The 23,483-nt window shown below is 71.3% G+C and carries 22 protein-coding genes; 16 read left to right on the plus strand and 6 right to left on the minus strand.

Annotation, left to right across the window (positions count from 1 at the left end; all coding sequences use genetic code 11):
* The first annotated feature begins 6 nt into the window (after window positions 1–6).
* Both IB242_RS17985 and IB242_RS17990 read left to right on the plus strand, forming a co-directional pair.
* On the plus strand, window positions 7–1,185 hold the full coding sequence (locus IB242_RS17985; protein ID WP_192282803.1) for a CoA transferase: 1,179 nt from the start codon (window positions 7–9) through the stop codon (window positions 1,183–1,185).
* Between the two features lie 29 nt (window positions 1,186–1,214).
* Entirely contained in the window at window positions 1,215–1,751 is a 537-nt protein-coding gene (locus IB242_RS17990) for a gamma carbonic anhydrase family protein (protein WP_192282805.1), read from the plus strand.
* 211 nt (window positions 1,752–1,962) lie between these two features.
* Here IB242_RS17990 and IB242_RS17995 read toward each other — a convergent pair whose 3' ends face one another.
* The gene (locus IB242_RS17995; protein ID WP_192282807.1) at window positions 1,963–2,232 is read right to left on the minus strand and encodes a YkgJ family cysteine cluster protein; all 270 of its coding nucleotides are present in this window, start codon (window positions 2,230–2,232) and stop codon (window positions 1,963–1,965) included.
* A 147-nt stretch (window positions 2,233–2,379) separates the two neighbouring features.
* Here IB242_RS17995 and IB242_RS18000 point away from each other — a divergent pair, with 147 nt between their 5' ends.
* The 7 genes from IB242_RS18000 to IB242_RS18030 all read left to right on the plus strand — a co-directional run bounded on the left by IB242_RS18000 (window position 2,380) and on the right by IB242_RS18030 (window position 9,913).
* Window positions 2,380–3,072, plus strand: a complete 693-nt coding sequence (locus tag IB242_RS18000; RefSeq protein ID WP_192283155.1) for an RDD family protein — start codon at window positions 2,380–2,382, stop codon at window positions 3,070–3,072.
* Window positions 3,069–4,061 carry a stage II sporulation protein M gene (locus tag IB242_RS18005; RefSeq protein WP_192282809.1) on the plus strand — a complete coding sequence of 331 codons (993 nt, stop codon included), beginning with the start codon at window positions 3,069–3,071 and terminating at the stop codon, window positions 4,059–4,061. Before IB242_RS18000 ends, IB242_RS18005 begins: the two co-directional genes overlap by 4 nt.
* Complete coding sequence (locus IB242_RS18010) at window positions 4,051–5,742, plus strand: DUF4129 domain-containing protein (protein WP_192282811.1); 1,692 nt, start codon at window positions 4,051–4,053, stop codon at window positions 5,740–5,742. The genes IB242_RS18005 and IB242_RS18010 overlap by 11 nt, the downstream gene beginning before the upstream one ends.
* Window positions 5,739–6,869 carry a DUF4350 domain-containing protein gene (locus IB242_RS18015; protein WP_192282813.1) on the plus strand — a complete coding sequence of 377 codons (1,131 nt, stop codon included), beginning with the start codon at window positions 5,739–5,741 and terminating at the stop codon, window positions 6,867–6,869. The genes IB242_RS18010 and IB242_RS18015 overlap by 4 nt, the downstream gene beginning before the upstream one ends.
* Window positions 6,866–7,855 carry a MoxR family ATPase gene (locus IB242_RS18020; protein ID WP_192282814.1) on the plus strand — a complete coding sequence of 330 codons (990 nt, stop codon included), beginning with the start codon at window positions 6,866–6,868 and terminating at the stop codon, window positions 7,853–7,855. Before IB242_RS18015 ends, IB242_RS18020 begins: the two co-directional genes overlap by 4 nt.
* Window positions 7,856–7,895: 40 nt before the next feature.
* Window positions 7,896–9,194 (plus strand): DUF58 domain-containing protein, encoded by a 1,299-nt coding sequence (locus IB242_RS18025; protein WP_192282816.1) that lies wholly within the window; start codon window positions 7,896–7,898, stop codon window positions 9,192–9,194.
* A 485-nt stretch (window positions 9,195–9,679) separates the two neighbouring features.
* A complete protein-coding gene (locus tag IB242_RS18030) occupies window positions 9,680–9,913 on the plus strand; it encodes a hypothetical protein (protein ID WP_192282818.1) in 234 nt (77 codons plus the stop codon).
* Window positions 9,914–9,971: 58 nt separating this feature from the next.
* On the opposite strand, the gene aroE is transcribed toward IB242_RS18030, so the two are convergent.
* On the minus strand, window positions 9,972–10,820 hold the full coding sequence (gene aroE, locus IB242_RS18035) for a shikimate dehydrogenase (RefSeq protein WP_192282820.1): 849 nt from the start codon (window positions 10,818–10,820) through the stop codon (window positions 9,972–9,974).
* A gap of 404 nt (window positions 10,821–11,224) precedes the next feature.
* Between aroE and IB242_RS18040 the strand changes: the two genes are divergently transcribed.
* The 3 genes from IB242_RS18040 to IB242_RS18050 are packed head-to-tail and all read left to right on the plus strand — an operon-like array spanning window position 11,225 to window position 14,216.
* Window positions 11,225–13,354, plus strand: a complete 2,130-nt coding sequence (locus IB242_RS18040; RefSeq protein WP_192282822.1) for a TonB-dependent receptor — start codon at window positions 11,225–11,227, stop codon at window positions 13,352–13,354.
* Between the two features lie 59 nt (window positions 13,355–13,413).
* Window positions 13,414–13,938 carry a hypothetical protein gene (locus IB242_RS18045; protein ID WP_192282823.1) on the plus strand — a complete coding sequence of 175 codons (525 nt, stop codon included), beginning with the start codon at window positions 13,414–13,416 and terminating at the stop codon, window positions 13,936–13,938.
* Complete coding sequence (locus tag IB242_RS18050) at window positions 13,935–14,216, plus strand: hypothetical protein (protein WP_192282825.1); 282 nt, start codon at window positions 13,935–13,937, stop codon at window positions 14,214–14,216. Before IB242_RS18045 ends, IB242_RS18050 begins: the two co-directional genes overlap by 4 nt.
* A 69-nt stretch (window positions 14,217–14,285) precedes the next feature.
* Here the strand turns inward: IB242_RS18050 and hemB are convergent, their stop codons facing one another.
* Window positions 14,286–15,275 (minus strand): porphobilinogen synthase, encoded by a 990-nt coding sequence (gene hemB / locus IB242_RS18055; RefSeq protein ID WP_192282827.1) that lies wholly within the window; start codon window positions 15,273–15,275, stop codon window positions 14,286–14,288.
* A 233-nt stretch (window positions 15,276–15,508) separates the two neighbouring features.
* On the opposite strand from hemB, the gene IB242_RS18060 reads away from it, so the two are divergent.
* A complete protein-coding gene (locus IB242_RS18060) occupies window positions 15,509–15,961 on the plus strand; it encodes a hypothetical protein (RefSeq protein ID WP_192282829.1) in 453 nt (150 codons plus the stop codon).
* Window positions 15,962–16,027: 66 nt separating this feature from the next.
* Here the strand turns inward: IB242_RS18060 and IB242_RS18065 are convergent, their stop codons facing one another.
* Together IB242_RS18065 and IB242_RS18070 are read right to left on the minus strand one after the other, a co-directional pair.
* Window positions 16,028–16,552: a cytochrome c oxidase assembly factor Coa1 family protein gene (locus tag IB242_RS18065; RefSeq protein ID WP_192282831.1), complete on the minus strand. Its 525-nt coding sequence runs from the start codon at window positions 16,550–16,552 to the stop codon at window positions 16,028–16,030.
* 31 nt (window positions 16,553–16,583) lie between these two features.
* Entirely contained in the window at window positions 16,584–18,821 is a 2,238-nt protein-coding gene (locus tag IB242_RS18070) for a S9 family peptidase (RefSeq protein ID WP_192282833.1), read from the minus strand.
* Window positions 18,822–19,013: 192 nt separating this feature from the next.
* Between IB242_RS18070 and IB242_RS18075 the strand changes: the two genes are divergently transcribed.
* Window positions 19,014–19,481, plus strand: a complete 468-nt coding sequence (locus IB242_RS18075; RefSeq protein ID WP_192282835.1) for a hypothetical protein — start codon at window positions 19,014–19,016, stop codon at window positions 19,479–19,481.
* Window positions 19,482–19,503: 22 nt separating this feature from the next.
* Here IB242_RS18075 and IB242_RS18080 read toward each other — a convergent pair whose 3' ends face one another.
* Window positions 19,504–20,205 carry a glutathione S-transferase N-terminal domain-containing protein gene (locus tag IB242_RS18080; RefSeq protein WP_192282837.1) on the minus strand — a complete coding sequence of 234 codons (702 nt, stop codon included), beginning with the start codon at window positions 20,203–20,205 and terminating at the stop codon, window positions 19,504–19,506.
* 187 nt (window positions 20,206–20,392) lie between these two features.
* Here IB242_RS18080 and IB242_RS18085 point away from each other — a divergent pair, with 187 nt between their 5' ends.
* Together IB242_RS18085 and uvrD are read left to right on the plus strand one after the other, a co-directional pair.
* A complete protein-coding gene (locus IB242_RS18085; RefSeq protein ID WP_192282839.1) occupies window positions 20,393–20,998 on the plus strand; it encodes a TIGR00645 family protein in 606 nt (201 codons plus the stop codon).
* A gap of 127 nt (window positions 20,999–21,125) precedes the next feature.
* Window positions 21,126–23,306, plus strand: a complete 2,181-nt coding sequence (gene uvrD / locus IB242_RS18090) for a DNA helicase II (protein WP_192282841.1) — start codon at window positions 21,126–21,128, stop codon at window positions 23,304–23,306.
* The last annotated feature ends 177 nt before the right edge of the window (window positions 23,307–23,483 follow it).

Consider the following 23,483-nt stretch of genomic DNA (forward strand, 5'->3'; position numbering starts at 1 on the left):
CGCGACATGGATGAACGGTCACCTTTCGACCTGGTCCGGCGGGACGGACCGGCCGGACCGCTGAGCGGGATCCGGGTGCTGGACCTGAGCGCCTACATCGCCGGCCCGTACGCCTGCTCGCTGCTGGCCGACCAGGGTGCGGCGGTGATCAAGGTCGAGTCGCCCGATGGCGACAACCTGCGCAAGTATCCGTCCACGCTGCAGAGCGAGAGCCGCGCCTTCCTCGGCGTGAACCGCAGCAAGGCCGGCATCGTGCTGGACCTGAAGGATCCGCACGGACTGGCCGCGCTGCTGCGGCTGGTGCGCGAGGCCGACGTGCTGGTCCACAACTTCCGCCCGGCGGTGCCCAAGCGGCTGGGCATCGACCACGCACGTCTGAACCTGGTCAATCCGCGCCTGATCTACTGCGCGGTCACCGGCTATGGCGAGGACGGCCCGATGCGCGAGAAGGCAGGCTACGACCAGGTGCTGCAGACGATGACCGGCATGTGCACGCTGCAGGGCAAGCGCGGCGGCCCGCCGGAGATCCTGTACGGCTCGGTGGTGGACTACTACGCCGCAGCGCTGGCCGCCGCCGGCATCGCCTCGGCGCTGTACGAGCGCGAGCGCAGCGGTCGCGGCCAGTTCGTCGGCATCTCGCTGCTGCGCAGCGCACTGACGATGCAGTCGGCGCGGATGATCTGGGCCGAAGGCGAATCACTCGACATCGGCCGCGACATGCGCTCCGGTGGCGTCACCGGCATCCATCCGGCGCGCGACAGCCACCTGTATCTGTCGGCGAACACGCCGCGCTTCTGGCAGGCGCTGTGCGAGAAGGTCGGCCTGCCGCAGCTGGCCGCCGATCCACGCTACGACAGCGTACGCAAACGCGCCGAGCACGCCGACGAGATCGTGCCGCTGCTGCATGCCGCGCTGGCGCAGCGCAGCGCGCTGGAATGGGAACAGGTGTTCGGCGAGGCGGTGCCGTGCGCGGCCGCGCGTCGGGTCGAGGACATGTTCGAGCACCCGCAGGTGCTGGCCGAGGACATCGTCGCGCCGATCGCGCATCCGGTCGTCGGCAGCTACCGCGGCGTGACCCGGCCGGTGGTGTTCGGGCGCACGCCCGGCCCGCAGCCGTTCGGTGCGCCGGTGTTCGGCCAGGACACCGATGCGCTGATGGAACTGCTCGGCACGCCGCAGGACTGAGCATCCGCGGTGCGCCGTACAATCGGCGCATGAAAAACCTGCGTCCCTTCCTCGATACGCGCCCGCAGCTGGGCGAACGGGTCTATGTGGACCCTGCGGCCACCGTCATCGGCGATGTGGTGCTCGGCGACGACGTCTCGGTGTGGCCGGGCACGGTGATCCGCGGCGACGTGAACGTCGTGCGGATCGGCGCGCGCAGCAACATCCAGGACGGCACCATCATCCATGTCAGCCACGAGAGCCCCTACAACAAGGGCGGCTACCCGACCCTGATCGGCGAGGGCGTCACCGTCGGCCACGGCACCATCATCCATGCCTGCACGATCGGCGATTACTGTTTGATCGGCATGGGTGCCTGCGTGCTCGATGGCGCGGTGATCGAGGCCGAGGCCTTCATCGGCGCCGGCGCGGTGGTCGGCCCCGGCAAGCGCGTGCAGCGCGGCGAGCTGTGGGTCGGCAACCCGGCGCGGCCGGCGCGCACGCTCAGCGACAAGGACATCGAAGGCCTGCACTACTCGGCCGACCATTACGTGCGTCTGAAGGACCGCTATCTGGGCATGGGCTGATCCTGTCGCTGCCAAGCCCCGCGTCGCGGGGCGCTGCCTGCGTGGACCGGCATGCCCGGGCAGCGCACGGCGGCGGCACGTTCCGGCATCGTTGCAGCCGCGAGCCGTGCGGCGAGGGAGCTGGTTGCGACGAAGCCTCCTGCGTCTCGCCCGTCGTCATCGTTCTTTCACAGGGTGCACGGGCGCGACCGTGTCCCTGCGGCGATCGGCCTCAGGGGGCGGTGGCGGTCTCGAGCGCGCCGAGCCAGCGCATCGCCTCGGCGCGGCTGGCGCCGCACATTTCCGGACCGGGACGCAGCGAGGCGCAGACTGCCGGCCGTTCCGGCCGGCCGAACAGGCGGCAGTGCAGAGCGGCGTCCAGCTGTACGCAGGGAACGCCGGCCGGCTTGCCCTGCGGCATGCCCGGAATCGGCGAGCTGATCGAGGGCGCCGTGCAGCAGGCGGCGCAGCCACTGCGGCACGTGAAAGCGGAAGGGGACATGACCGGGGCAGTGTGCGCCGGCTGGGCAAGCGGCGCCAGCGGCGGTTAGAGTGCGCGGGCAAGGAACCCCACAGGATGCACATGCCCCCACAGGCAGACGTCCGGCAGGACCGCCGGACGACCGCGACCGCATCCGCCGCGCAGAGCCTGCCGGCGCCGATGCTCGACACCTATCGCGAGGTGGTCACGCCCGAAGGCGTGGCCCTGCACCTGCCGGCCGCCGGCCCGGTGCCGCGTGCGCTGGCGTGGGCGATCGACTTCGCCGCGCGCGGCGCGATCATGCTGGTGATCGGCATGCTGCTGGGCGTGATGGGCAAGTTCGGCCAGGGCCTCTACCTGGTCGCGATGTTCCTGGTGTTCTGGGCGTATCCGATCGTGTTCGAGGCCGCCTGGCACGGCCAGACGCCGGGCAAGCGCGCGCTCGGCCTGCGCGTGGTGTCCGGCGATGGCGCACCGCTGGGCTGGCTGCCGGCGATCGTGCGCAACCTGCTGCGGACCGTGGACATGCTGCCGTTCGGCTACGCGGCAGGGCTGGTGTCCTGCCTGTGCGATCCGCACGGCCGGCGCCTGGGCGACCGCGTCGCCAATACCGTCGTGGTCCATGTCCTGCCGCACCGTGACCCTGCGCGGGTACCGCTGGCGCCGTCGCAGGCGCCGGCCCAGCCGCTGCTGCTGCCCGAACAGGGGGCGGTGGTGGCGTTCGGCGAGCGCGCCCCGCGGCTGGCGCCGGCGCGACAGGCCGAACTGGCCGACCTGCTGTCGCCGTTGACCGGTGCGCGCGGGCTGGCCGGCGCGCGCCAGCTGCTGGGTATGGCCAACTGGCTGCTGGGGCGGCGATGAGGCAGGAACAGTTCGTCGCCCGCCACGAAGCGGAGTGGCATGCCTTCGACGCCTGGCTGCGCCACCGCGGCGGCAGGCGCGATGGCCGGGCACCGGCGCTCGACGTCGCCGAGGTCCCGGCGCGTTACCGGCGGTTGTGCCAGCAGCTCGCGCTGGCGCGCCGGCGCGGCTACAGCCAGCCGCTGGTCGAGTCGCTGCAGGACCTGATGCAGCGCGGGCATGCGGTGCTCTATCGCGCGCCGCCGCCGCGCTGGCGGCTGGCGCTGCGCTTCCTGGTGGCCGGCTTCCCGCAGCTGGTGCGCAGCCAGGCGCGCTGCATGTGGGCCTCGGCCGCGCTGTTCTGCGTGCCGCTGATCAGCCTGTTCGTGCTGCTGCAGTGGCAGCCGGAGACGATCCACGGCCTGCTCGATCCGATGCAGATCGCGCAGATGGAGCAGATGTACGACCCGAGCGACGAGCGCCACACGCTGGGCCGCGACAGCGGCAGCGACTGGCAGATGTTCGGCCACTACATCATGAACAACATCAGCATCGGCCTGCGCACCTTCGCCAGCGGCCTGCTGGCGGGCGTGGGCACGATCGCCGTGCTGGTCTTCAACGGAGTGTTCTTCGGCGCGGTGGCCGGCCATCTGCACGTGGCCGGCTATGGCGACCCGTTCTGGCGCTTCGTCGCCGGGCATGCGCCGTTCGAGCTGACCGCGATCGTCATCGCCGGTGGCGCCGGCCTGCGCCTGGGGCTGGACCTGATCGCACCCGGCCAGCGCCGGCGCGGCGACGCCCTGATCGAGGGCGGCCTGATCGGCGCGCGGCTGTGCCTGGGCGTGGCCTTCATGCTGCTGGTGGCGGCCTTCATCGAGGCGTTCTGGTCCTCGATCGGCTCGATCCCGGCATGGATCAAGTACACCGTGTCCGGTGTGCTGTGGACCGGCGTGTTCGCCTGGCTGTGGTGCGGCGGGCATGGCGACGCGGAGCGTCCCGATGCGCCCTGAGCACCTGGACGTGAACCTGCGCCCGCGCTCGTCGTGGGAGGCGATGGAGCTGGGCACGGCGCTGGTCCGCCGGCATGCGGCGGCGATCTGGAAGCCGTGGCTGCTGTTGACCGTGCCGCTGTTCGTGCTGTTCAACGCGGTCGGCTGGGCGCTGGACATGCTGTGGCTGGCCGGCCTGCTGATGTGGTGGCTCAAGCCGCTGTTCGCGCGGCTGCCGCTGTACGTGATCTCGCGTGGCGTGTTCGGCCAGGTGCCCGGCACCTGGCAGACCCTGCGCGCGCAGGCGGGATTCGGCCTGCGCCTGATGCCGGCGTATCTGCTGTGGCGCCGGCTGGGGCCGGCGCGCGCGCTGCTGATGCCGGTCGACCTGCTCGAAGGCACCGCACCCGAGCAGCGGCGTCTGCGCCGGCGCGTGCTCGGTGGGCCGGCCTACGGGCAGGGCTGCCTGCTGACCTGGACCTGCTGGCATTTCGAACTGGTGCTGGCGTTCGGCTGCGTGGCGGCGGTGTTCCTGATGATTCCGACCGAGTTCCTGGCCGGCTCGTTCCAGTCGTTCTGGGCGCGGCTGGAGGACGGCATGCCGCTGTGGATGCAGCTGGCCTGGAACGCGTTCGCCTGGGCCGGCGTCTGCGTGATCGAGCCGTTCTACGTCGGCGCCGGCTTCGGCATGTACCTCAACCGGCGCACCGAGACCGAGGCCTGGGACGTGGAGCTGGCGTTCCGGCGTCTGCGCGACCGCCTGCGCACGCCGCTGGCACCGCTGCTGCTGGCGCTGGCCGTGGCGGCGCCGCTGGCCCTGCTGCCAACGGCGCCCGTGCACGCGCAGGTGCCGAGCAACACCAAGGATGCGTTCCAGGCCGCACCGGAGCCGCCCGGGGCGGAGTCCGAGGCCGAGGCCGGCGTCGAGCCGGACGCGCAGGCCGACACCTCGTCCGGCGTCGATCCCGACGTCGAGTCGCCGGCCGATCCCGAGGCCGATCCAGCGCAGGAGCAGGCGGCGACGCTGGAGGGGGTGTTCGATGGCGCGGTCGCCGACGACGCCGGCTTCCGCTCGGCCGCCCGCCGGACCTATGAGGACCCGCTGCTCGGCAGCAGCCGCACCGTCAGCGAATGGCAGCGCAAACCGGAGGCCGAGACGTCATCGCAGACCAGCCGGCCGGACCTGGGCGACTGGGCCTTCATGGACACGCTGGTCACCCTGTTCGCGCTGGCGGCCGAGTGGGGCATCTGGGTACTGGTGGGCGTGCTGGTGATCCTGGCGCTGGCGACGATGCGCTACTGGCTGCCGTGGATCCGTGGCTCGGCACGGCGCGCTCCGGCGCCCGAGGCGGCCGCGCCGCGGACCGATGCGCTGGTGCTGCCCGAAACCCTGCCGGACGATGTGCCTGCCGCCGCGCGGCGCCTGTGGCGCGAGGGCCGGCAGCGTGCGGCGCTGGCGCTGCTGTATCGCGCCAGCGTCGAGGCGATGGCCGAGCGGACCGCCGCGGTGCTGCCGCCGGGCGCGACCGAGGCGCAGTGCCTGCGTGTGTCGCGCCGGCTGGAGCAGGAGCCGGCCCGCACCCTGTTCGCGCGCATGGTCCGCACCTGGCAGTACGCGGCCTATGCCGGCCAGGTGCCGGACGAGGCCGAGTTCGAGGCGCTGCTCGAAGCCTCGCGCGCCGAGTGGAGCTGGACCGCATGAGTGCCGCCACCGTCCGCAACAGCCTGCTGGCGATCGCCGCGGTCGGCCTGGCGGTGATCGTCGCCGCCTGGTTCCTGGCCACGCACGAGCGGGTCGAACGCGAGGTACCGGTCCCGCCCAGCGGCGAGGCGGCCTGGAATCCGCTGTACGCGCTGCAGCAGACGCTGCGCGGCGACGGGGTCGAGGTCCAGGCGCGGCAACGCCTGGATCTGGCGCAGATGAAGCTCGGACCGGGCGACACCCTGCTGCTCTACAACGATCCGGGCGTGCTGCATCCGCGCGAGGTGCGCGCGCTGCTGGCCTGGGTCGGTCAGGGCGGCCACCTGCTGCTGCGCACGCCGGCCGGTCGCCGTGGCGACAGCGAAGCGCCGCTGCCGCCGATGCTGCAGGCACTGGGCATGCATGCCGCGCTGCGGCCGTCCGCCTGCGCGACGCTGCAGGTCGCCGGCCAGCCGCAGCACGTCGAGTTCTGCCAGGGCCAGCGCTTCGAGGTCTACGAGCTCGAACCGTCGCTGGCCTGGGGCGATGACGAGGACGGCTATGTGTTCGCACGGCTGCCGCAGGGGCAGGGTCTGGTCGACCTGCTCGCCGATTTCGACTTCCTCGACAACGACGCGTTGGACGAAGCCCCGCACCAGGCGCTGGCGCGGCAACTGCTGGCGCCCAATTACCGCGACGGCACGGTGCATCTGGTCTATGCCGCGCGCATGCCCTCGTTCTGGCGCACGCTGTTCGAGCGCGGCTGGCCGGTCTGGGTGCCGCTGGTGCTGCTGCTGGCGGCCTGGCTGTGGCGCCGGATGCAGCGCTTCGGGCCGCTGCTGCCGGGACCGCAGACCGAGCGCCGCTCGCTGCTGGAGCATGTCCGCGCCAGCGGCGAACTGCTGTACCGCCACGACCAGGCGCCGCTGCTGTACCGCGCGGTGCGCGAGGCCTTCCTGGCACGCCTGCGCCGGCGGATGCCGGTGGCCGCCGCCCTGGAAGGCCAGGCGCGCGCGGCGGCGGTCGCCGAGCGCCTGCAGCTGCCGATCGACCATGTCCGCGCCGCGCTGGAGGAACCGGGGCCGCGCGACCGGCACGTGTTCCTGTCGCGCGTGCGTACCCTGATCCAGATGAGGAACCGTCTATGAGCGAAACCACCACCACGCTGGCGCCGATCACCGGCGATGCCCTGGCCGAGCGCACTGCCGCGATCCGCGACGAGGTGGCCAAGGCCTTCATCGGCCAGGCCGAGGCGCTGGACCAGATCCTGGTCGCGCTGCTGGCCGGCGGCCACGTGCTGATCGAGGGCGTGCCCGGGCTGGGCAAGACCCTGCTGGTGCGCGCGCTGGCGCAGGCGCTGGAGCTGGGCCACGCGCGCGTGCAGTTCACGCCCGACCTGATGCCCAGCGACGTCAGCGGCCACGCGGTCTACGACCCGAAGACCGAGAGCTTCAAGATCCGCCGTGGCCCGGTGTTCACCAACCTGCTGCTGGCCGACGAGATCAACCGCGCGCCGGCCAAGACCCAGTCGGCGCTGCTGGAGGTGATGCAGGAAGGCCAGGTCACGATCGAGGGCAAGCCGTTCGCGCTGTCGCCGCCGTTCATCGCCTTGGCCACGCAGAACCCGGTCGAGCAGGAAGGCACCTATCCGCTGCCCGAGGCGCAGCTGGACCGCTTCCTGCTGAAGGTGCTGATCGGCTATCCGGCGCTGGCTGACGAGACGCGCATGGTCGATGCGATCACCACCGGCCGCAGCGCCGCCGACTTCGACCTCTCGCAGGTCCAGCGCGTGGCCGGCGCCGCCGAGATCGTGGCGATGCAGCAGGGCACCGCGATGATCGCGGTGGATCCGGCCGTGGTCGACTACGCGGTGCGGATCGCGGTGGCCACGCGCAGCTGGCCGGGCATCGCGCTGGGCGCCGGTCCGCGCGGCAGCATCGCGCTGGTCCGCGCGGCGCGCGCGCAGGCGGTGCTGGGCGGGCGTGATTTCGTCACTCCCGACGACGTCCGCGAGATCGCCACGCCGGCGCTGCGCCACCGCATCATGCTGGCGCCGGAACTGCAGATCGACGGACAGTCGCCGGACGACGTGCTGCGCGCGCTGCTGGCCAAGGTCGAGGCGCCGCGCAAGTGAGCATGCGTCTGTCCGCCATCGACCGGGACGGCGACCCCGCATGAGGCCGGCACCGCCGCTGCTGGCCGTGCTGGCGCTGTGGGCCGTGCTCGGCATCGCGCCGGCGCTGGAGCTGGTGCCGATCGCCTGGTGGTGGGGCGGCGCGGCGCTGGTGGCCGTGCTGCTGCTGGTGGACCTGCTGCGCCTGCGGGCGTGGCCGACGCCACAGGTACGCCGGGTGCTGCCCGAAGCGCTGCCGCTGGGCAGCACGCGCCAGGTCGAGCTGGCGATCGAGGCCACCCGGCGCACCCGGCTGGAGCTGTACGACCTGCATCCGACTGGCTGGAGCGTGGAAGGCCTGCCGCGGCGGCTGCAGCTCGCCGCGCAGACGGTGAGCACCATCGACTACCGCGCGCGGCCGATGGCGCGCGGGCGGTTCGACTTCGAGGGCGTGCAGCTGCGCATCGCGTCGCCGTGGCGGCTGTGGCGGCAGTCGCGCCGTGCGGGCGAGCGGCAGAGCGTGCGCGTCTATCCCGATTTCGCGCCGCTGACGCGGCTGGCGCTGTTCAGTGCCGAGCAGGCCTCGCGCCTGGTCGGCGCCCACCTGAAGCGCCGCCGCGGCGAAGGCACCGACTTCCAGCAGATGCGCGAATACCGGGTCGGCGACAGCCTGCGCCAGATCGACTGGAAGGCCACCGCACGCGCGCGCAAGCTGATCTCGCGCGAGTACCAGGACGAACGCAACCAGCAGCTGCTGCTGGTGGTCGATACCGGCCGGCGGATGCTGGCCAGCGACGGCGGACTGTCGCATTTCGACCATGCGCTCAACGCGGCGCTGGTGGTCGGCTGGCTGGCGCTGCGCCAGGGCGACGCGGTCGGGCTGATGGCCGTCGGCGGGCAGTCGCGCTGGATCCCGCCGCGACGCGGACCGGGCGCGATCGACGACCTGCTGCGCGGCAGCTACGACCTGCAGCCGCAGCCGGTGGCCACCGACTATCTGGCGCTGGCCAGCGAACTGGCCATGCGCCAGCGCCGGCGCGCGCTGATCATGCTGGTCACCAACGTGCGCGACGAGGACAGCGACGAACTGCTGTCGGCGATCCGCGTGCTGCAGCGCCGGCACCTGGTCTGCGTCGCCAGCCTGCGCGAGAAGGTGCTCGACGATGCGCTGGCGGAGGAGGTCGACGACCTGCCCGGTGCGATCCGTGCGGGCGCGGTGGCACGCTACCTCGACCAGCGTGGTGCCGCGCACGAGGCGCTGCGCCGCAACCGGGTGATGACCCTGGACGTGGCCGCCGCCGACCTGCCTGCGGCGCTGGTCGAACGCTACCTGGCGGTCAAGCGCGACGGCCTGCTGTAGCGCGGCCAGCCGCTGGCGCTCGCTCGCTGCCCGAGTTCTGCTGCCTCGGTTTGCGCGCGTGCCGGCAATGCATGCAGCCGGCGCATGCGGTGTTCCGGAAGATCGGCCGGCGCGCTGACTGCTGCCCGGTTGCGGTGTGGCAGGGGCGCTCGCGACCCGGGCAGCCGACAAGTCCGCCTGCGGCTGAACCGGCCTGGTCGATGCGCTTCCATCGCCGGGACCGCATCGGCTCGCGGTGATCGCTGCCGCGATCGAACGACCGGGGCGCCGCACGCCCGGCGGCATTCGCGTTGGCGGCCGATCTCGAGGTCGCGACCCGTCCAGCCGCGCGCGGCCCGGTCGCCTCCTGCGGGTGTCCGCCGACGCTGCCCGCCCGCGCCGCGGCCGTGCCGGCGGTGCCATCGGGTGGGATGACCTCTTTCACTGTCGGTCACGCCGCGCGCGGGCAGGATGGACGCATCACCAGCACAGCGAGGATTCCAGGCATGGGCAACGGACAAGGCACGGCCGGCAACGTCATCGCCGCCATCTGCAGTTTCATCGTGCCCGGGTTGGGCCAGCTGGTGCAGGGGCGCCTGCTCTCGGCGCTGCTGTGGTTCGTCGCCGCGTGCGCGGCCGGTGCGGTCACCTGGCTGCTGACGCTGTCGCTGTTCCCGTTCGGCTGGTTCCTGGTCAGCGTCTTCGCCTGCATCAACGCCGCGCTCTACCGGCGCGCCTGATCCGGGAGCATCGGAGCGCCGTCGCCGGAGTACCCGGCGACGGCGGCGATGGCCGGGCTCAGTCGGCGGTGACCAGCGAGCGTTCGCGGCCGCGCAGCATCGCGTAGACCGGGTCGGTCTCGGGGCGCACGCCGTGCCACAGCGCGAAACTCTCGGCGGCCTGCTCGACCAGCATGCCCAGGCCGTCGACCACGTCGCGGCAGCCACCGGCCCGCGCCCAGGCCAGGAACGGAATCGCCGCCTCGCCGTAGTTCAGGTCCACCGCCAGGGTGCGGCTGTTGACCAAGGTGAAAGGCGCATGGAAGCCAGCACCGGCCGAGCGTCCGGCCGAGGTCGCATTGATGATCAGCTCGAAGTCGCCCTGGTCGGCCAGGTCGTCCCAATAGCGCGTATGCGCGCGTCCGGGGACGCCGAGCGCATCGACCAGCGCATCGGCGCGCTCCGGCGTGCGGTTGACCACGACCAGTTCCAGGATGCCGGCGTCGAGCAGCGCCGGTGCGACCCCGCGCGCGGCGCCGCCTGCACCGAGCAGCAGCGCGCGGCGGCCACGCAGATCCAGCCCGCAGCGGTCGGTCAGGTCGCGGACCAGGCCCGGGCCGTCGGTGTTGTCGCCGTGCCACTGGCCGTCGTTGCGCACCAGCGTGTTGACCGCACCGGCAAGGCGCGCGCGGTCGCTGGTGCGCGCGCACAACGCGAACGCGGCCTCCTTCAGCGGCATGGTCACGTTGGCGCCGCGACCGCCGTTGGCGGCGAACGCGTCCAGTGCCGCACCGAACGCCGCCGGGTCGGCATCGATCGCGGTGTACTCCAGTGCGATCCCGAGCTGGGCCGCGAAACTGCGGTGGATCTGCGGCGACAGCGAGTGGGCGATCGGATGGCCGAAGACGGCGTAGCGGGAATCGGGCATGGGCATTCTCGTGGTGTGCTCAGGAAGGCATGCGACGGCGCGGTCGCGGTGTCCCGTCGCCGGTCCCCGCCGCCCCGGCTGCAGCGCAGCCGGTCCGCTCCGTCGTCCGGGCCAGTCTACTCCCGGGCCGCGGACGCAACGTGATCTGGATCATCCGGCGGTCCGCATCCCCGGCGCGGCGGCGCCATGCCGGATCGCGCTGCGGCCGCGGCGTCATCGCGCATCGTCGTCCCCCGCGCGCTGCAGGCATGCGCGCGGCGGACGCGCCGATGCAGCGCGTGCATCCGCAGTCACATTCCGTAGCGGCGCGCTGGGCGACACTGGCGCGCGTGCTGTTCGCCCGTGTCTCCTGCCGGGCGGCAGCAGTCCGCATCTTCGTCGCCAGGCTGATGGATATCCCCCGCATGCACACCCGTTGTCGTTCCCTGCCGCTGGCCGCCGGCCTGCTGATCACCCTGCCGGCGCTGGCCGCTCCCGAGGCCGGGGGCGAGGCGACCACGCTGGACCGTGTCGTGGTCACCGCCACGCGCCTGGAGACCGTGCAGGGCTTCGACGTGCCGGCGTCGGTAGGCACCATCGCCCTGGACACGCTGGATGCGCGCAGCAACGCGAGCGTGTCAGAAGCGCTGGATGGGGTGCCCGGCCTGCTCGCACGCGAGCGCCAGAACCTGGCCCAGGATACGCAGCTGTCGATCCGCGGCTTCGGCGCGCGTTCGACCTTCGGCGTGCGCGGCCTGCGCCTGTACGCCGATGGCATTCCGGCGACGATGCCGGACGGGCAGGGCCAGGTCTCGCACTTCAGCATGCAGGGCGCGGACCGGGTCGAGGTGCTGCGCGGCCCGTTCTCGGCGCTGCACGGCAATTCCTCGGGCGGCGTGATCCAGCTGTGGAGCGACATCCCCGACGATGGCCGGCACGACGGCCGCGTCCAGCTCAGCGCCGGCGGCAACGACACCACGATCCTCGGCGCGCGTGTCCGCGGCGGCGACCGCGGCTTCGGCTACAACGTCGCCGCATCGCGGCTGGAGACGGACGGCTACCGCGACCACAGCGCGGCCACGCGCACCTCGGTCAACGCGAAGCTGCGGTTCGGCATCGGCCAGGCCGGCAAGCTGGACGTGGTCGCCAACCACTTCGACGCGCCCGACGCACAGGATCCGCTCGGCCTGACCCGCGCGCAGGTACGTGCCGACCCGACCCAGGCCACCGCGGTGGCACTGCAGTACGACACACGCAAGTCGGTCAGCCAGGACCAGCTGGGCCTGGCCTACGAACATGCGTTCGGCGCCAGCACGCTGCGGGCGATGGGCTATGCCGGTCAGCGCAGCGTCGAGCAGTACCTGCCGCTGCCGGCGACCGCGCAGGCCAATCCGTTGAACTCCGGCGGCGTGATCGACCTGGACAACGACTACGGCGGCGCCGACCTGCGCTGGTCCTGGAACGGCGAACTGGGCGGGCGCCCGTTCGAGGCCAGCCTCGGCCTCAATGCCGACCGCCAGCGCCAGCACCGGCGCGGCTACGAGAACTTCATCGGCAGCGACGTCGGCGTGCGTGGGCGGCTGCGCCGCGACGAGCGCAACCAGGTCTCCAACAGCGACCAGTACGCGCAGCTGTGGTGGCGTTTGGCCCCGCGCTGGTCGCTGCTGGTCGGCGCGCGCCACAGCGAGGTCGCGTTCCGCTCGCGCGACCACTACGTGGTCGGCGCCAATCCCGACGACAGCGGCCGCGTCGAATACTCGGAAACCACGCCGGTGGCCGGTCTTGTCTTCGCGCCGCTCGACAGTACCCGCATCTACCTGTCGGCCGGGCGCGGCTTCGAGACGCCGACCTTCAACGAAGTCGGCTACCGCGCCGATGGCGGCGCCGGGCTGGCGTTCGACCTGAAACCGGCGGTGAGCCGCAACCTGGAGCTGGGCGCGAAGTGGCGCGGCGACAGCGGTGCGCATGTCGATGCCGCGCTGTTCCGTGCCGACACCGACGACGAGCTGGCGGTCGCGCGCAACGTCGGCGGTCGCAGCAGCTTCCGCAATGTCGGCAGTGCGCGCCGGCAGGGCGTGGAGCTGGCCGCCGGCCTGCCGCTGGGTGCGGCGTGGAGCGCCGAGCTGGCCTACACCTGGCTGGACGCGACCTTCCGTGACAGTTTCCCGATCTGCACCGCCAGCGGCTGCACCGACCCGAACGTGCTGGTCGCCGCCGGCAGCCGCATTCCCGGCGTGGCCCGCGAGCAGCTGGCCGCGCGCCTGCAGTGGCGCGAAGGCCCGTGGCAGGCGGCGGTGCAGGCGGTCGCGGTCGGGCCGGTGGTGGTCAACGACAGCGCCACCGAGACGTCGCCCGGCTATGGCCTGCTGCACCTGCAGCTGGGCCGCGACTGGCGCAGCGCGCACGGCACGCTGCACACCTTCGTCCGCGTCGACAACGCGCTGGACCAGGCGTACATCGGCTCGGTGATCGTCAACGAGGGCAACGGCCGCTTCTACGAGCCGGGCCCGGACCGGACCTTCGTGCTCGGCGCGCGCTGGCAGTGGGGCGGCTGATGGCTTGACGCTCGCCCGGGAGCGCGGAATGCTGCCGGTACGGAACCGGGAGTCTCCGGGTGGCCCGTTCCGTCGCCCTGCGCAGGCAAGCAGGACATCGTCCACCACGGAACAGGGGACAACCGATGAAGTCGATCACACGCAGCCTGCCGCTGCTGCTGCTGCTGCCTGCCATGCACCTCCATGCCCAGTCCATTTCACCGGCCTGGGACGCCTACATGAAGAAGCAGGCCGCGCCAGCCACTACCACCAAGGCGCAACCAGTTACCGACCCGGGCCAGTCGCAATCGCAGACAACGGCGTCCGACGTGGTCGCACCGGTCGCCCCCCCGGCCCCGCGTCCCGCGCCCCGCGCCGAACCGCGTAATGCAGGTGGATTCTTCGTCGCCGTCCATGGCGGCAAGGGCTGGCTCTACGAGGATGCGGACCAGACCGCCAAGGCCGTTTCGGCGGGATACCGCTGGGATGCCGGCGATTTCACCCTGGTCGGCATCGAACTGGCGGGCGACTGGCCGCGTCCAGCGACCGCGATTTCCTGTATCCCGAAATCCGTTTCGACAGCATCGGTGCGACCACGCGCGTGAACTTCGGTCGCAGCCGCTGGTTCGGCATCGCCAGGGCCGGTTACTTCAGCGCGACCCAGAAGGACGAGGACGGCTACGACGACACGGTCGACGGCGCGTATGTGGGTATCGGCGTCGGTGTCGATGTCGATGTGAATCGACACCTCAATCTCAGTCTGGCCTATACCGCCTACGTCTATGGCACGACGTACTACTACGGTTATGGCTATGGCTACTACCAGGCGACCGATGTCAGCCGTGCCGACATGCTGCTGCTGGGCGCGGAACTACGCTTCTGACAGGTCAGGAAGGCAGCGGCTGCGATGGCCGCTGCTTTCCCCGCACGCCGGTGATCGTGCAGCGGCCGATCAGCGCTCGCGCAGCCAGCGCGCCGCGTCGAGCGCGTAGTAGGTCAGTACGCCGTCGGCGCCGGCGCGCTTGAACGCGGTCAGCGCTTCCAGCGCGCAGGCGCGTTCGTCCAGCCAGCCATTGGCGGCGGCGGCCTTGAGCATCGCGTACTCGCCGCTGACCTGGTAGGCGAAGGTCGGTACGCCGAAGGCGTCCTTGACCCGCCGGATCACGTCCAGGTACGGCAGGCCCGGCTTGACCATCACCATGTCGGCGCCTTCGGCGATGTCGAGTTCGACCTCGCGCAGCGCCTCGTCGGAATTGGCCGGGTCCATCTGGTAGGTGAACTTGTTGCCCTTGCCGAGGTTGCCGGCGCTGCCGACCGCGCTGCGGAACGGGCCGTAGAACGCCGACGCGTACTTGGCCGCGTACGACATGATCCGGGTGTTGATGAAGCCGGCCGCTTCCAGCGCTTCGCGGATCGCGCCGACGCGGCCGTCCATCATGTCGCTGGGCGAAAGGATGTCGGCGCCGGCGGCGGCGTGCGCCAGCGACTGCTTGACCAGCGCGGCGATGGTCTCGTCGTTGAGGATGTAGCCCGTCTCGTCGATCAGCCCGTCCTGGCCGTGCGTGGTGTAGGGGTCCAGCGCCTGGTCGGTCATCACGCCCAGCTCGGGGAAGCGCGCCTTCAGCGCGCGGATCGCGCGCGGGATGATGCCGTCCTCGGACCAGGCGATGGCGCCGTCGGCGGTCTTGGCCGCCGCATCGGGCACGCCGAACAGGTCCAGCACCGGCACGCCCAGCTCCAGCGCCTGCTCGCCCACGCGCAGCAGCTCGTCGATCGACAGCCGCTCCACGCCCGGCATCGACGGCACCGGCACCCGCCCCTTCTCCTCGTGCACGAAGACCGGATAGATCAGGTCGTTGGTGGTCAGCACGTGCTCGCGCATCAGCCGGCGCGAGAACTCGTCGCGACGCATGCGGCGCGGGCGGATATGGGGATAGGTCATGCTGGGGGCTCCTTGCAGGCTGCGGAAATGATACGCCCCGGCTCCCGGACGGTCCCGTCGCGCGGGGCGGACCGATTGTCCCGGCGTGCCGTCGTGGTGTCCGTATCACCACGCCAGCTGCCGTTGCGTGGTGCGCCGTTCCGGCAGTGGTGCCGGCGCCGGTTCGCAGCCGGTTCACCCGGGCGGGCCGAAGATGGCGCCATTCCGTCCATCGCCTCGCGCCGGGGTCCGTCATGCGCCGCCTGCTCGCCGTCCTCACCGTCTCGTTGGCCCTGGCCGGCTGCGCCAGCACGTCCAAGGTCATGCTCAACCCGGCGCGTGCGCCGATCGATCCGGCCCAGGTGCAGATCTATTCGGTGCCGCCGCCGGGTTCGCAGGACATCGCCCAGCTTGAATCCTCCAGCGCGGTCGGCTTCGGCACCCAGGGCCAGACCGATGCGGCGGTGGCCCGGCTCAAGCGCGAGGCCGCGGCCCTGGGTGCGAACGGCATCGTGCTGATGGGCGTGGGCTCGTCCGGCTCGCCGGTCGGGATGTCGGTCGGCGCCGGCAGCTACGGCCGCCACAGCGGCGGCGGGCTCAGCGTCGGCATCCCGACCACCCAGAAGAAGGCGGCCGGCATGGCGATCTGGGTGCCGCCGGGCGCGGTGGCCGCGCCTGTTCCCCCGCCGCGTCCAGCCCAGGACTGACGCCCGCGGCCTGGGCAACCGCATCCGGGACCTTCGCCCGCCGTGCTGCAGCCGTGGGGGCCCCGCTCAGCCGCCCTTGGTGTTGCGCTTCGAGGCGGCGTCGATCCGGTTGCTGGAACCGGTGTCGGAGGACCGCTGGCCGGTCCGCAGTGGGATCGTCTCTCCGCCCTCGACCACCGCCTCCAGCGTGGTGTACAGCCAGCGGCCGTCGACGCGCCCGGCTTCGACCACCAGGTCCGCCTGCCCGTGTGATCCACGCAGCGGGATGCGCAGGTCGGCTTCGCCGGTGCCGCCGCTCCGGGTCGCCACGTTGCCGCTGAAGAACCAGCCCGGCTCGATCGGTGCGCCGATCGCGGCGATCAGCGTCGGGTCGCGCTGCGCGGTCTCGACCGCGACGCGGTAGGCGTCGGAGGATTTCATCGTGCCCAGCAACGCGGCGACGAACAGCGCGACGACGGCGATCACCAGCAGCAGGCCGGTGCCGGCCAGCGCCGGCACCGCCCATTTCCAGTGTCGGCGCCACCAGCCGCCAGGTGCGGGCGGTGGCGGACCCGGCAGCGGCGGGATGACGCCTGCGGACGTGGGATCCATGTGATGTGCTCCGTGCGCGGGAAGTGTCGGATCAGCGCGTCAGGCAGCGGGCGAAGAAATCCTCGCTCAGCCGGTAGCGGTGCAGCGCGTCGCGGCCGCTGAGGCCGTGCTTGGCGCCCGGGTAGGTCATCAGTTCGAAGGCCTGACCACGCTGCTGCAGCGCGCTCATCACCGCGGTGGCGTTGGTGAACAGCACGTTGTCGTCGGCCATGCCGTGGATCAGCAGCAGCTTCGGCGCGTCCGGCCCGACCAGGCCGTCGACGTGGGTCAGCACGCGCGCGTCGCGGTAGCCGTCCGGGTTGGCGTCCGGCAGGTTCATGTAGCGCTCGGTGTAGTGGGTGTCGTACAGCGCCCAGTCGCTGACCGGCGCACCGGCCGCGCCGCAGGCGTAGGCCTTGGTGCGGGCCAGCAGCATCAGCGTCATGTAGCCGCCGTTGGACCAGCCATGCACGCCGATCCGCTGCGGATCGACCCACGACTGCGCCTTCAGCCACTCCACGCCCTTCAGCTGGTCGTCGACCTCGACCGTGCCCTGCACACCGTACAGCGCGCCGACGAAGTTGCGGCCGCGGCGCGGGGTGCCGCGGTTGTCCAGCGAGAACACCACGTAGCCCTGCTGGGCCAGGTACTGGTTGAACAGCGCATCGGCGCGGCCGGGCCAGGCGCGGGTCACGGTCTGCGCGGCTGGGCCGCTGTAGACGTAGACCACCACCGGGTACTTCCTGGACGGGTCGAAGCCTTCCGGCTTGATCAGGCTGTAGTGCAGCGGGGTGCGGCCGTCGGCGGCGGTCAGCGTGCCGAACTCGACCGGGCGCTGCGCGTCGCGGTAGCGCGCATACGGGTGCTGCGGATCGGCCAGGTCGTTGCGCAGCAGGGTCGACAGCAGGGCGCCGTCGTTGCGGCGCAGTTCGATCTGCGGCGGCGTGGTCGGGTTTGACCAGCTGTCGACATAGACGCTGGCGTTGCGGGCGAAGCTGGCCGCGTGCATGCCCGGCGCCTGCGACAGCTTCTCCACCGCACCGCCGGCCAGCGGCACGCGGTAGACGTGCTTCTCCAGCGCCGAGTCCTTCGTGCCGCTGAACCAGACCAGGCCTGCGGCCTCGTCCACGCCCAGCAGTTCGTCGACCATCCACTCGCCCGCGGTCAGCGGCGACAGGGTGGCGCCGTCCTCCGAGGCCAGGTACAGGTGCTGGAAGCCGCTGCGTTCCGAACCCCAGACGAAGCGGCCATCCTTCAGGAAGCGCAGGTGGTGGTGCAGCGGCACCCAGGTCGGCGAGGTCTCGCTGGCGAGCACGCGCTGGCGGCCGTCGGCGAGCGTGGTCTCGATCAGCTCAAGGCGCTTCTGGTCGCGCGACTGGCGCTGGAAGGTCAGGCGCTGCGGGTCGCGCCAGTCGACGCGGGCCAGGTAGATGTCGGTCTCCTTGCCCAGGTCGATCCAGCGCGGCTTCGCGTTCGCCTTCGGCGCGATCGTGCCCAGCCGCACCAGCACGTTGCGGTCGCCGGCGGCCGGATAGCGCTGCTCGATCACCTCGGTGCGGTCGGCGTACATCTCGTAGCGCTGCTGCACCGGCACCGGCGATTCGTCGATGCGGGCGAAGGCGATCGCGCTGTCGTCCGGCGCCCACCAGTAGCCGGTGTGGCGGTCCATCTCCTCGTCGGCGACGAACTCGGCCACGCCGTTGCCGATGGTGTTGCTGCCGTCGCCGGTCAGACGGATCTCCCTGCCGCTGGCCAGGTCGATCACCCACAGGTCGCGGGCGCGGATGAAGCTGACGTAGCCGCCCTTCGGCGACACCTTCGGGTCGGTCGCGAAACCGCCGCCGCTGGTCAGCTTGCGCACCGCCTGGCCGGCGGGCGCGTCGAGCTGGTACAGGTAGAGCTCGCCGCCGAGCGGGAACAGCAGCGTGCGCGCATCCGGTGCCCACTGGTACTCGACGATGCCCGAGTAGGCGGCGATGCGCTGGCGCTCGCGCCGCGCCTTCTCCTCGTCGCTGAGGGTCTCGGTGCCGGGCAGGACCACGCTGGAATCGGCCAGCAGCCGGGTCTGGCCGCTGGCGACGTCGTACTCCCACAGGTCCAGCCGGTTGCGGTCGTCGTCCTTGCCGCGCAGGAAGGTCACGCGGCTGCCGTCGGGCGCGACCTGCGGCTTCATCAGGGTCGGGCCGGACAGCGGCGCACTGCCGGTGATGGCCTCGAGCGTGAGTTTTTCGGCGTGGACGGGCATGACGATCGTGCTCATGAGAATGGCGGCGCACAGCAGCAGGCGCATGGGGTCTCCGCGGATGAAACCGGTTGGCCGCACAGTCTAGTGGCAGAGCCCTGGTTGCCAAGTGCGCTCTGGCGTCGTGGAGCCGCCACTGTGCGAAGATGCGGACGCGCGAATCAGCCGACGCGTCCGTGCTGACAACGGGCGTTGGCATACGGCCCTGGGAGGGCGCGGTCGGAGTCCAGGAGGAAGGCCATGAGACGTGCAGGCGGCAGTTACCCCGTGATGGCGCTTGTTATCGCCGCAATGACGTGCGGCGCGGTGCAGGCAGGGACATCGCCGGACTATCCACCCGATTCGGAGGTCCCCGAACTGGGCACGGCGTTGATCATGGTCGACAGGTCCCCGGATGCACGCATGCTGGCAGGTGGCGCTACATGCGAACTCATCGCCGGTGTGCTGGGGGACGGCATGGTCCGGCCGGAGGGTGGGCTACTGCTGTACCGGCAGGGCCGTAACACGCCATTTATGGATGCGAAAGCGCGCGATGACGGACTGGTTGTCGCGCACTTCCGTGCGCGCCCGAACGAGCTCATCGAAGGGCGCGCATATCAATTCCTGCAAGGCGGCACGGTCCAGTATGGCGAGAAGGCGGGCGTGATCTGCCGGTCCGGCAAGGTGAGGCTCGGGGATGTGGAACCGGTCGGATCCCCTGGACCGTGAGGGCGGTATCCGCGCTTCCGGCTCAGGCCTTGGTCGCGCCCTGCCCGAACAGCAGCTTCTTCTCCTCGTCGCTCATCGGCTTGCCGGCGTCCGGGTTCACCTGCGCGGCCAGCGCATACGCGCGCTGGGTGGCCGGGCGCGCGGCGATCGCGGCCTGCCAGCGGCGCACTTCCGGATACGGCTCCAGATCCAGCGGCGCCTTGGCGTAGGGCGCGATCCACGGATAGCTGGCCATGTCGGCGATGCCATAGTCGTCGCCGGCGATGAAGGCGCGGCCGGCCAGGCGCGTGTCGAGCACGCCGAGCAGGCGTTTGGCCTCTGCGGTATAGCGGTCGATCGCGTAGCCGATCTTCTCCGGCGCGTAGACGGTGAAATGCCCGTACTGGCCGGTCATCGGGCCCAGGCCGCCGACCTGCCAGAACAGCCATTCCAGCGCCTGGATCCGCGCACGCGGGTCGGCCGGCAGGAACCGGCCGGTCTTCTCGGCCAGGTACAGCAGGATCGCGCCGGACTCGAACACGCTGACCGGGGCGCCGCCGTCGGCCGGGGCGTGGTCGACCAGGGCCGGCATCTTGTTGTTCGGCGAGATCGCCAGGAACTCCGGCTTGAACTGGTCGCCCTTGCCGATGTTCACCGGCTTGAGGGTGTAGGGCAGGCCGGCCTCTTCCAGGAACAGGGTGACCTTGTGGCCGTTGGGGGTGGGCCAGTAGTGGAGATCGAGCATCGCGGCGCTCCGGTGCGGAAGGAACAGGGACGCCGAGTGTAGGGCCGCTCTGTTGCCGGGCCGTGCAGGGTGGATGGATCGCACTGTTGCAGGCGCCAATGCAGCCGTCCGGGCGGGCCGATCGGGACCGCTTGGCAGCCCGCCGCGCCGCCGCTACGCTGCGCCGTCCCTCACTCTGACGCCTCCCATGTCGACCGCCCGCCTGAGTCCGTTGTCCACCCTGATCTTCGCCTCGCGCTGGCTGCAGCTGCCGCTGTACCTGGGCCTGATCGTGGCGCAGTGCGTGTACGTGTTCCTGTTCGGCAAGGAGCTGTGGCACCTGATCCACCGGTCGCCGGGCCTGGGCGAGCAGGAGATCATGCTGATCGTGCTCGGCCTGATCGACGTGGTGATGATCTCCAACCTGCTGGTGATGGTGATCGTCGGCGGCTACGAGACCTTCGTTTCGCGCCTGCGCCTGGAGGGCCATCCCGACCAGCCGGAGTGGCTGAGCCACGTCAACGCCTCGGTGCTGAAGGTGAAGCTGGCGATGGCGATCATCGGCATCTCCTCGATCCACCTGCTGAAGACCTTCATCGCCGTCGGCACGCTCGGCGGCCTGCCGCTGTGCACGCCGGAGCAGCTGGCCGTGATGAAGGCCGAGATGGCGATCACCAGCACCCAGTGCTCGCAGCTGACCGCCGACGGCGTGCTGTGGCAGACCATCATCCATTGCGTGTTCATCCTGTCGGCGATCGGCATCGCCTGGACCGACAAGCTGATGAACGGCAACAGCGCCAGGCACGACCACTGAGCGCACCGGATACGCGTGAAGACCGGAAAGGGCCGCCCGCAGCGGCCCTTTCCTTTTCAGTGCCATGGTTCCGATGATCGTGCGCATTGTTCTCAGGGTTTGAGCGCGGCCCCGGTAGAATGGCGGCATGGATGTTTCCCACCTGATCGACGGCCTCAATCCGGCCCAGCGCGAGGCCGTGTCGGCCCCTCCCGGCCACTACCTGGTCCTGGCCGGTGCCGGCTCCGGCAAGACCCGCGTGCTCACCCACCGCATCGCCTGGCTGAACGAGGTCGAGCACATTCCGACCCACGGCATCCTCGCGGTGACCTTCACCAACAAGGCGGCCGGCGAGATGCGCGCGCGCGTGGACCTGCAGCTGCGCCACGGCGCGCGCGGGATGTGGATCGGCACCTTCCACGGCCTGGCCCACCGCCTGCTGCGCCTGCACTGGAACGAGGCGAAGCTGCCCGAATCGTTCCAGGTGCTCGACAGCGACGACCAGCTGCGCCTGGTCAAGCGCGTGGTGCAGCAGCTGGAGCTGGACGACAGCCGCTACCCGCCGCGCCAGATCGCGTGGTGGATCAACGCGCAGAAGGACGAGGGGCGACGCCCGCAGCACATCCAGCCGGGCAACGATCCGTGGACCGAGGCGCTGGTGCGCGCCTACGCGCTGTACCAGGAGCGCTGCGACCGGGCGGGTCTGGTCGACTTCGCCGAGCTGCTGCTGCGCGCGCACGAGTTGCTGCGCGACAACCAGGGCCTGCTGGCGCATTACCGCGCGCGTTTCCGCGACCTGCTGATCGACGAGTTCCAGGACACCAACGCGATCCAGTACGCCTTCGTGCGCGTGCTGGCCGGCGACACCGGCCGCGTGTTCGTGGTCGGCGACGACGATCAGGCCATCTACGGCTGGCGCGGCGCCAAGGTCGAGAACGTGCAGCAGTTCCTGAAGGACTTCCCGGGCGCGCGCACGATCCGGCTGGAGCAGAACTACCGCTCCACCGCCAACATCCTGGGTGCGGCCAATGCGGTGATCGCGCACAACCCCGACCGCATCGGCAAGCAGCTGTGGACCGACAGCGGCGAGGGCGAGCCGGTCGACGTCTACGCCGCCTACAACGAGATGGACGAGGCGCGCTACGTGATCGAGCGCGTGCGCCAGTGGGTGCGCGACGGCGGCAGCTACCGCGAGGCCGCGGTGCTCTACCGCAGCAACGCGCAGTCGCGCGCGCTGGAAGAAGTGCTGCTGTCCGAACAGGTGCCGTACCGCGTCTACGGCGGCATGCGCTTCTTCGAGCGTGCCGAGGTCAAGGACACGCTGGCCTATCTGCGCCTGCTGGCCAACCGCGACGACGATGCGGCGTTCGAGCGCGCGGTGAACACGCCGGCGCGCGGCATCGGCGACCGCACCCTGGACGAGGTCCGCCGCTGCGCGCGCGAACAGTCGCTGTCGCTGGTGCGCGCTGCCGGGCAGCTGGTGTCGCAGAACGTGCTGGCGGCGCGCGCGCGCAATGCGGTCGCCGGTTTCCTCGGCCTGATCGAGGCGCTGGATGCGGAAACCACCGACCTGGCGCTGAAGGACCGGGTCGACCACGTGCTGGCCCGCTCGGGCCTGCGCGAGCACTGGGCCAGCGAATCGCGTGGCCAGCTCGATGCCGAATCCCGGCTGGAGAACCTGGACGAACTGGTCTCGGTGGCCTCGCGCTTCTCGCGCGCCGAGCTCGACGACGACCAGCAGAGCATGAGCGAGCTGGTCGCGTTCCTGTCCTACGCGGCGCTGGAGGCCGGCGAAGGCCAGGCCCAGGCCGACGAGGACGGCGTGCAGCTGATGACCCTGCACTCGGCCAAGGGCCTGGAGTTCCCGCTGGTGTTCCTGGTCGGCGTGGAGGAGGGCGTGTTCCCCAGCAGCAAGTCGCTGGACGAGAGCGGGCGGCTGGAGGAAGAGCGGCGCCTGGCCTATGTCGGCATCACCCGCGCGCGGCAGAAGCTGGTGATGACCTACGCCGAGAGCCGGCGCATCCACGGCATGGACATGTACGGCATGCCGTCGCGCTTCCTGCGCGAGATCCCCGGCCACCTGCTCAACGAGGTGCGCCCGCGCGTGCAGGTGTCGCGGCCGATGGCCGCCGCACCGGCGCGCAACGCGATGCCGGCGCTGGAAAAGCCGGCGTTGAAGCTGGGCCAGGCCGTTACCCACGCCACGTTCGGCAGCGGCACCGTCGTCGACTACGAAGGCAGCGGGGCGCATGCGCGCGTGCAGGTCAACTTCGACGACGTCGGCAGCAAATGGCTGGTGCTGGCCTACGCGAACCTGCAGCCGGTGTGAGTGCCGGCACGAGCGGCGGCCTGTTCCGTCCGCGCTGACACCCTGGATGGGTGCCCTGTCCCGGATGCGCGGCAGGGCGCGACGTCCGGCACGACGATCCACGATCCCGGCCATGTGGCATCTGCGCCCGCGGAAGCCGGCCCCCGCCCGGCGCCGACCTCCTGCAGCGTGCAGTCC

It is taken from the genome of Xanthomonas sp. XNM01, from assembly GCF_014851915.1.
Classification (GTDB): domain Bacteria; phylum Pseudomonadota; class Gammaproteobacteria; order Xanthomonadales; family Xanthomonadaceae; genus Pseudoxanthomonas.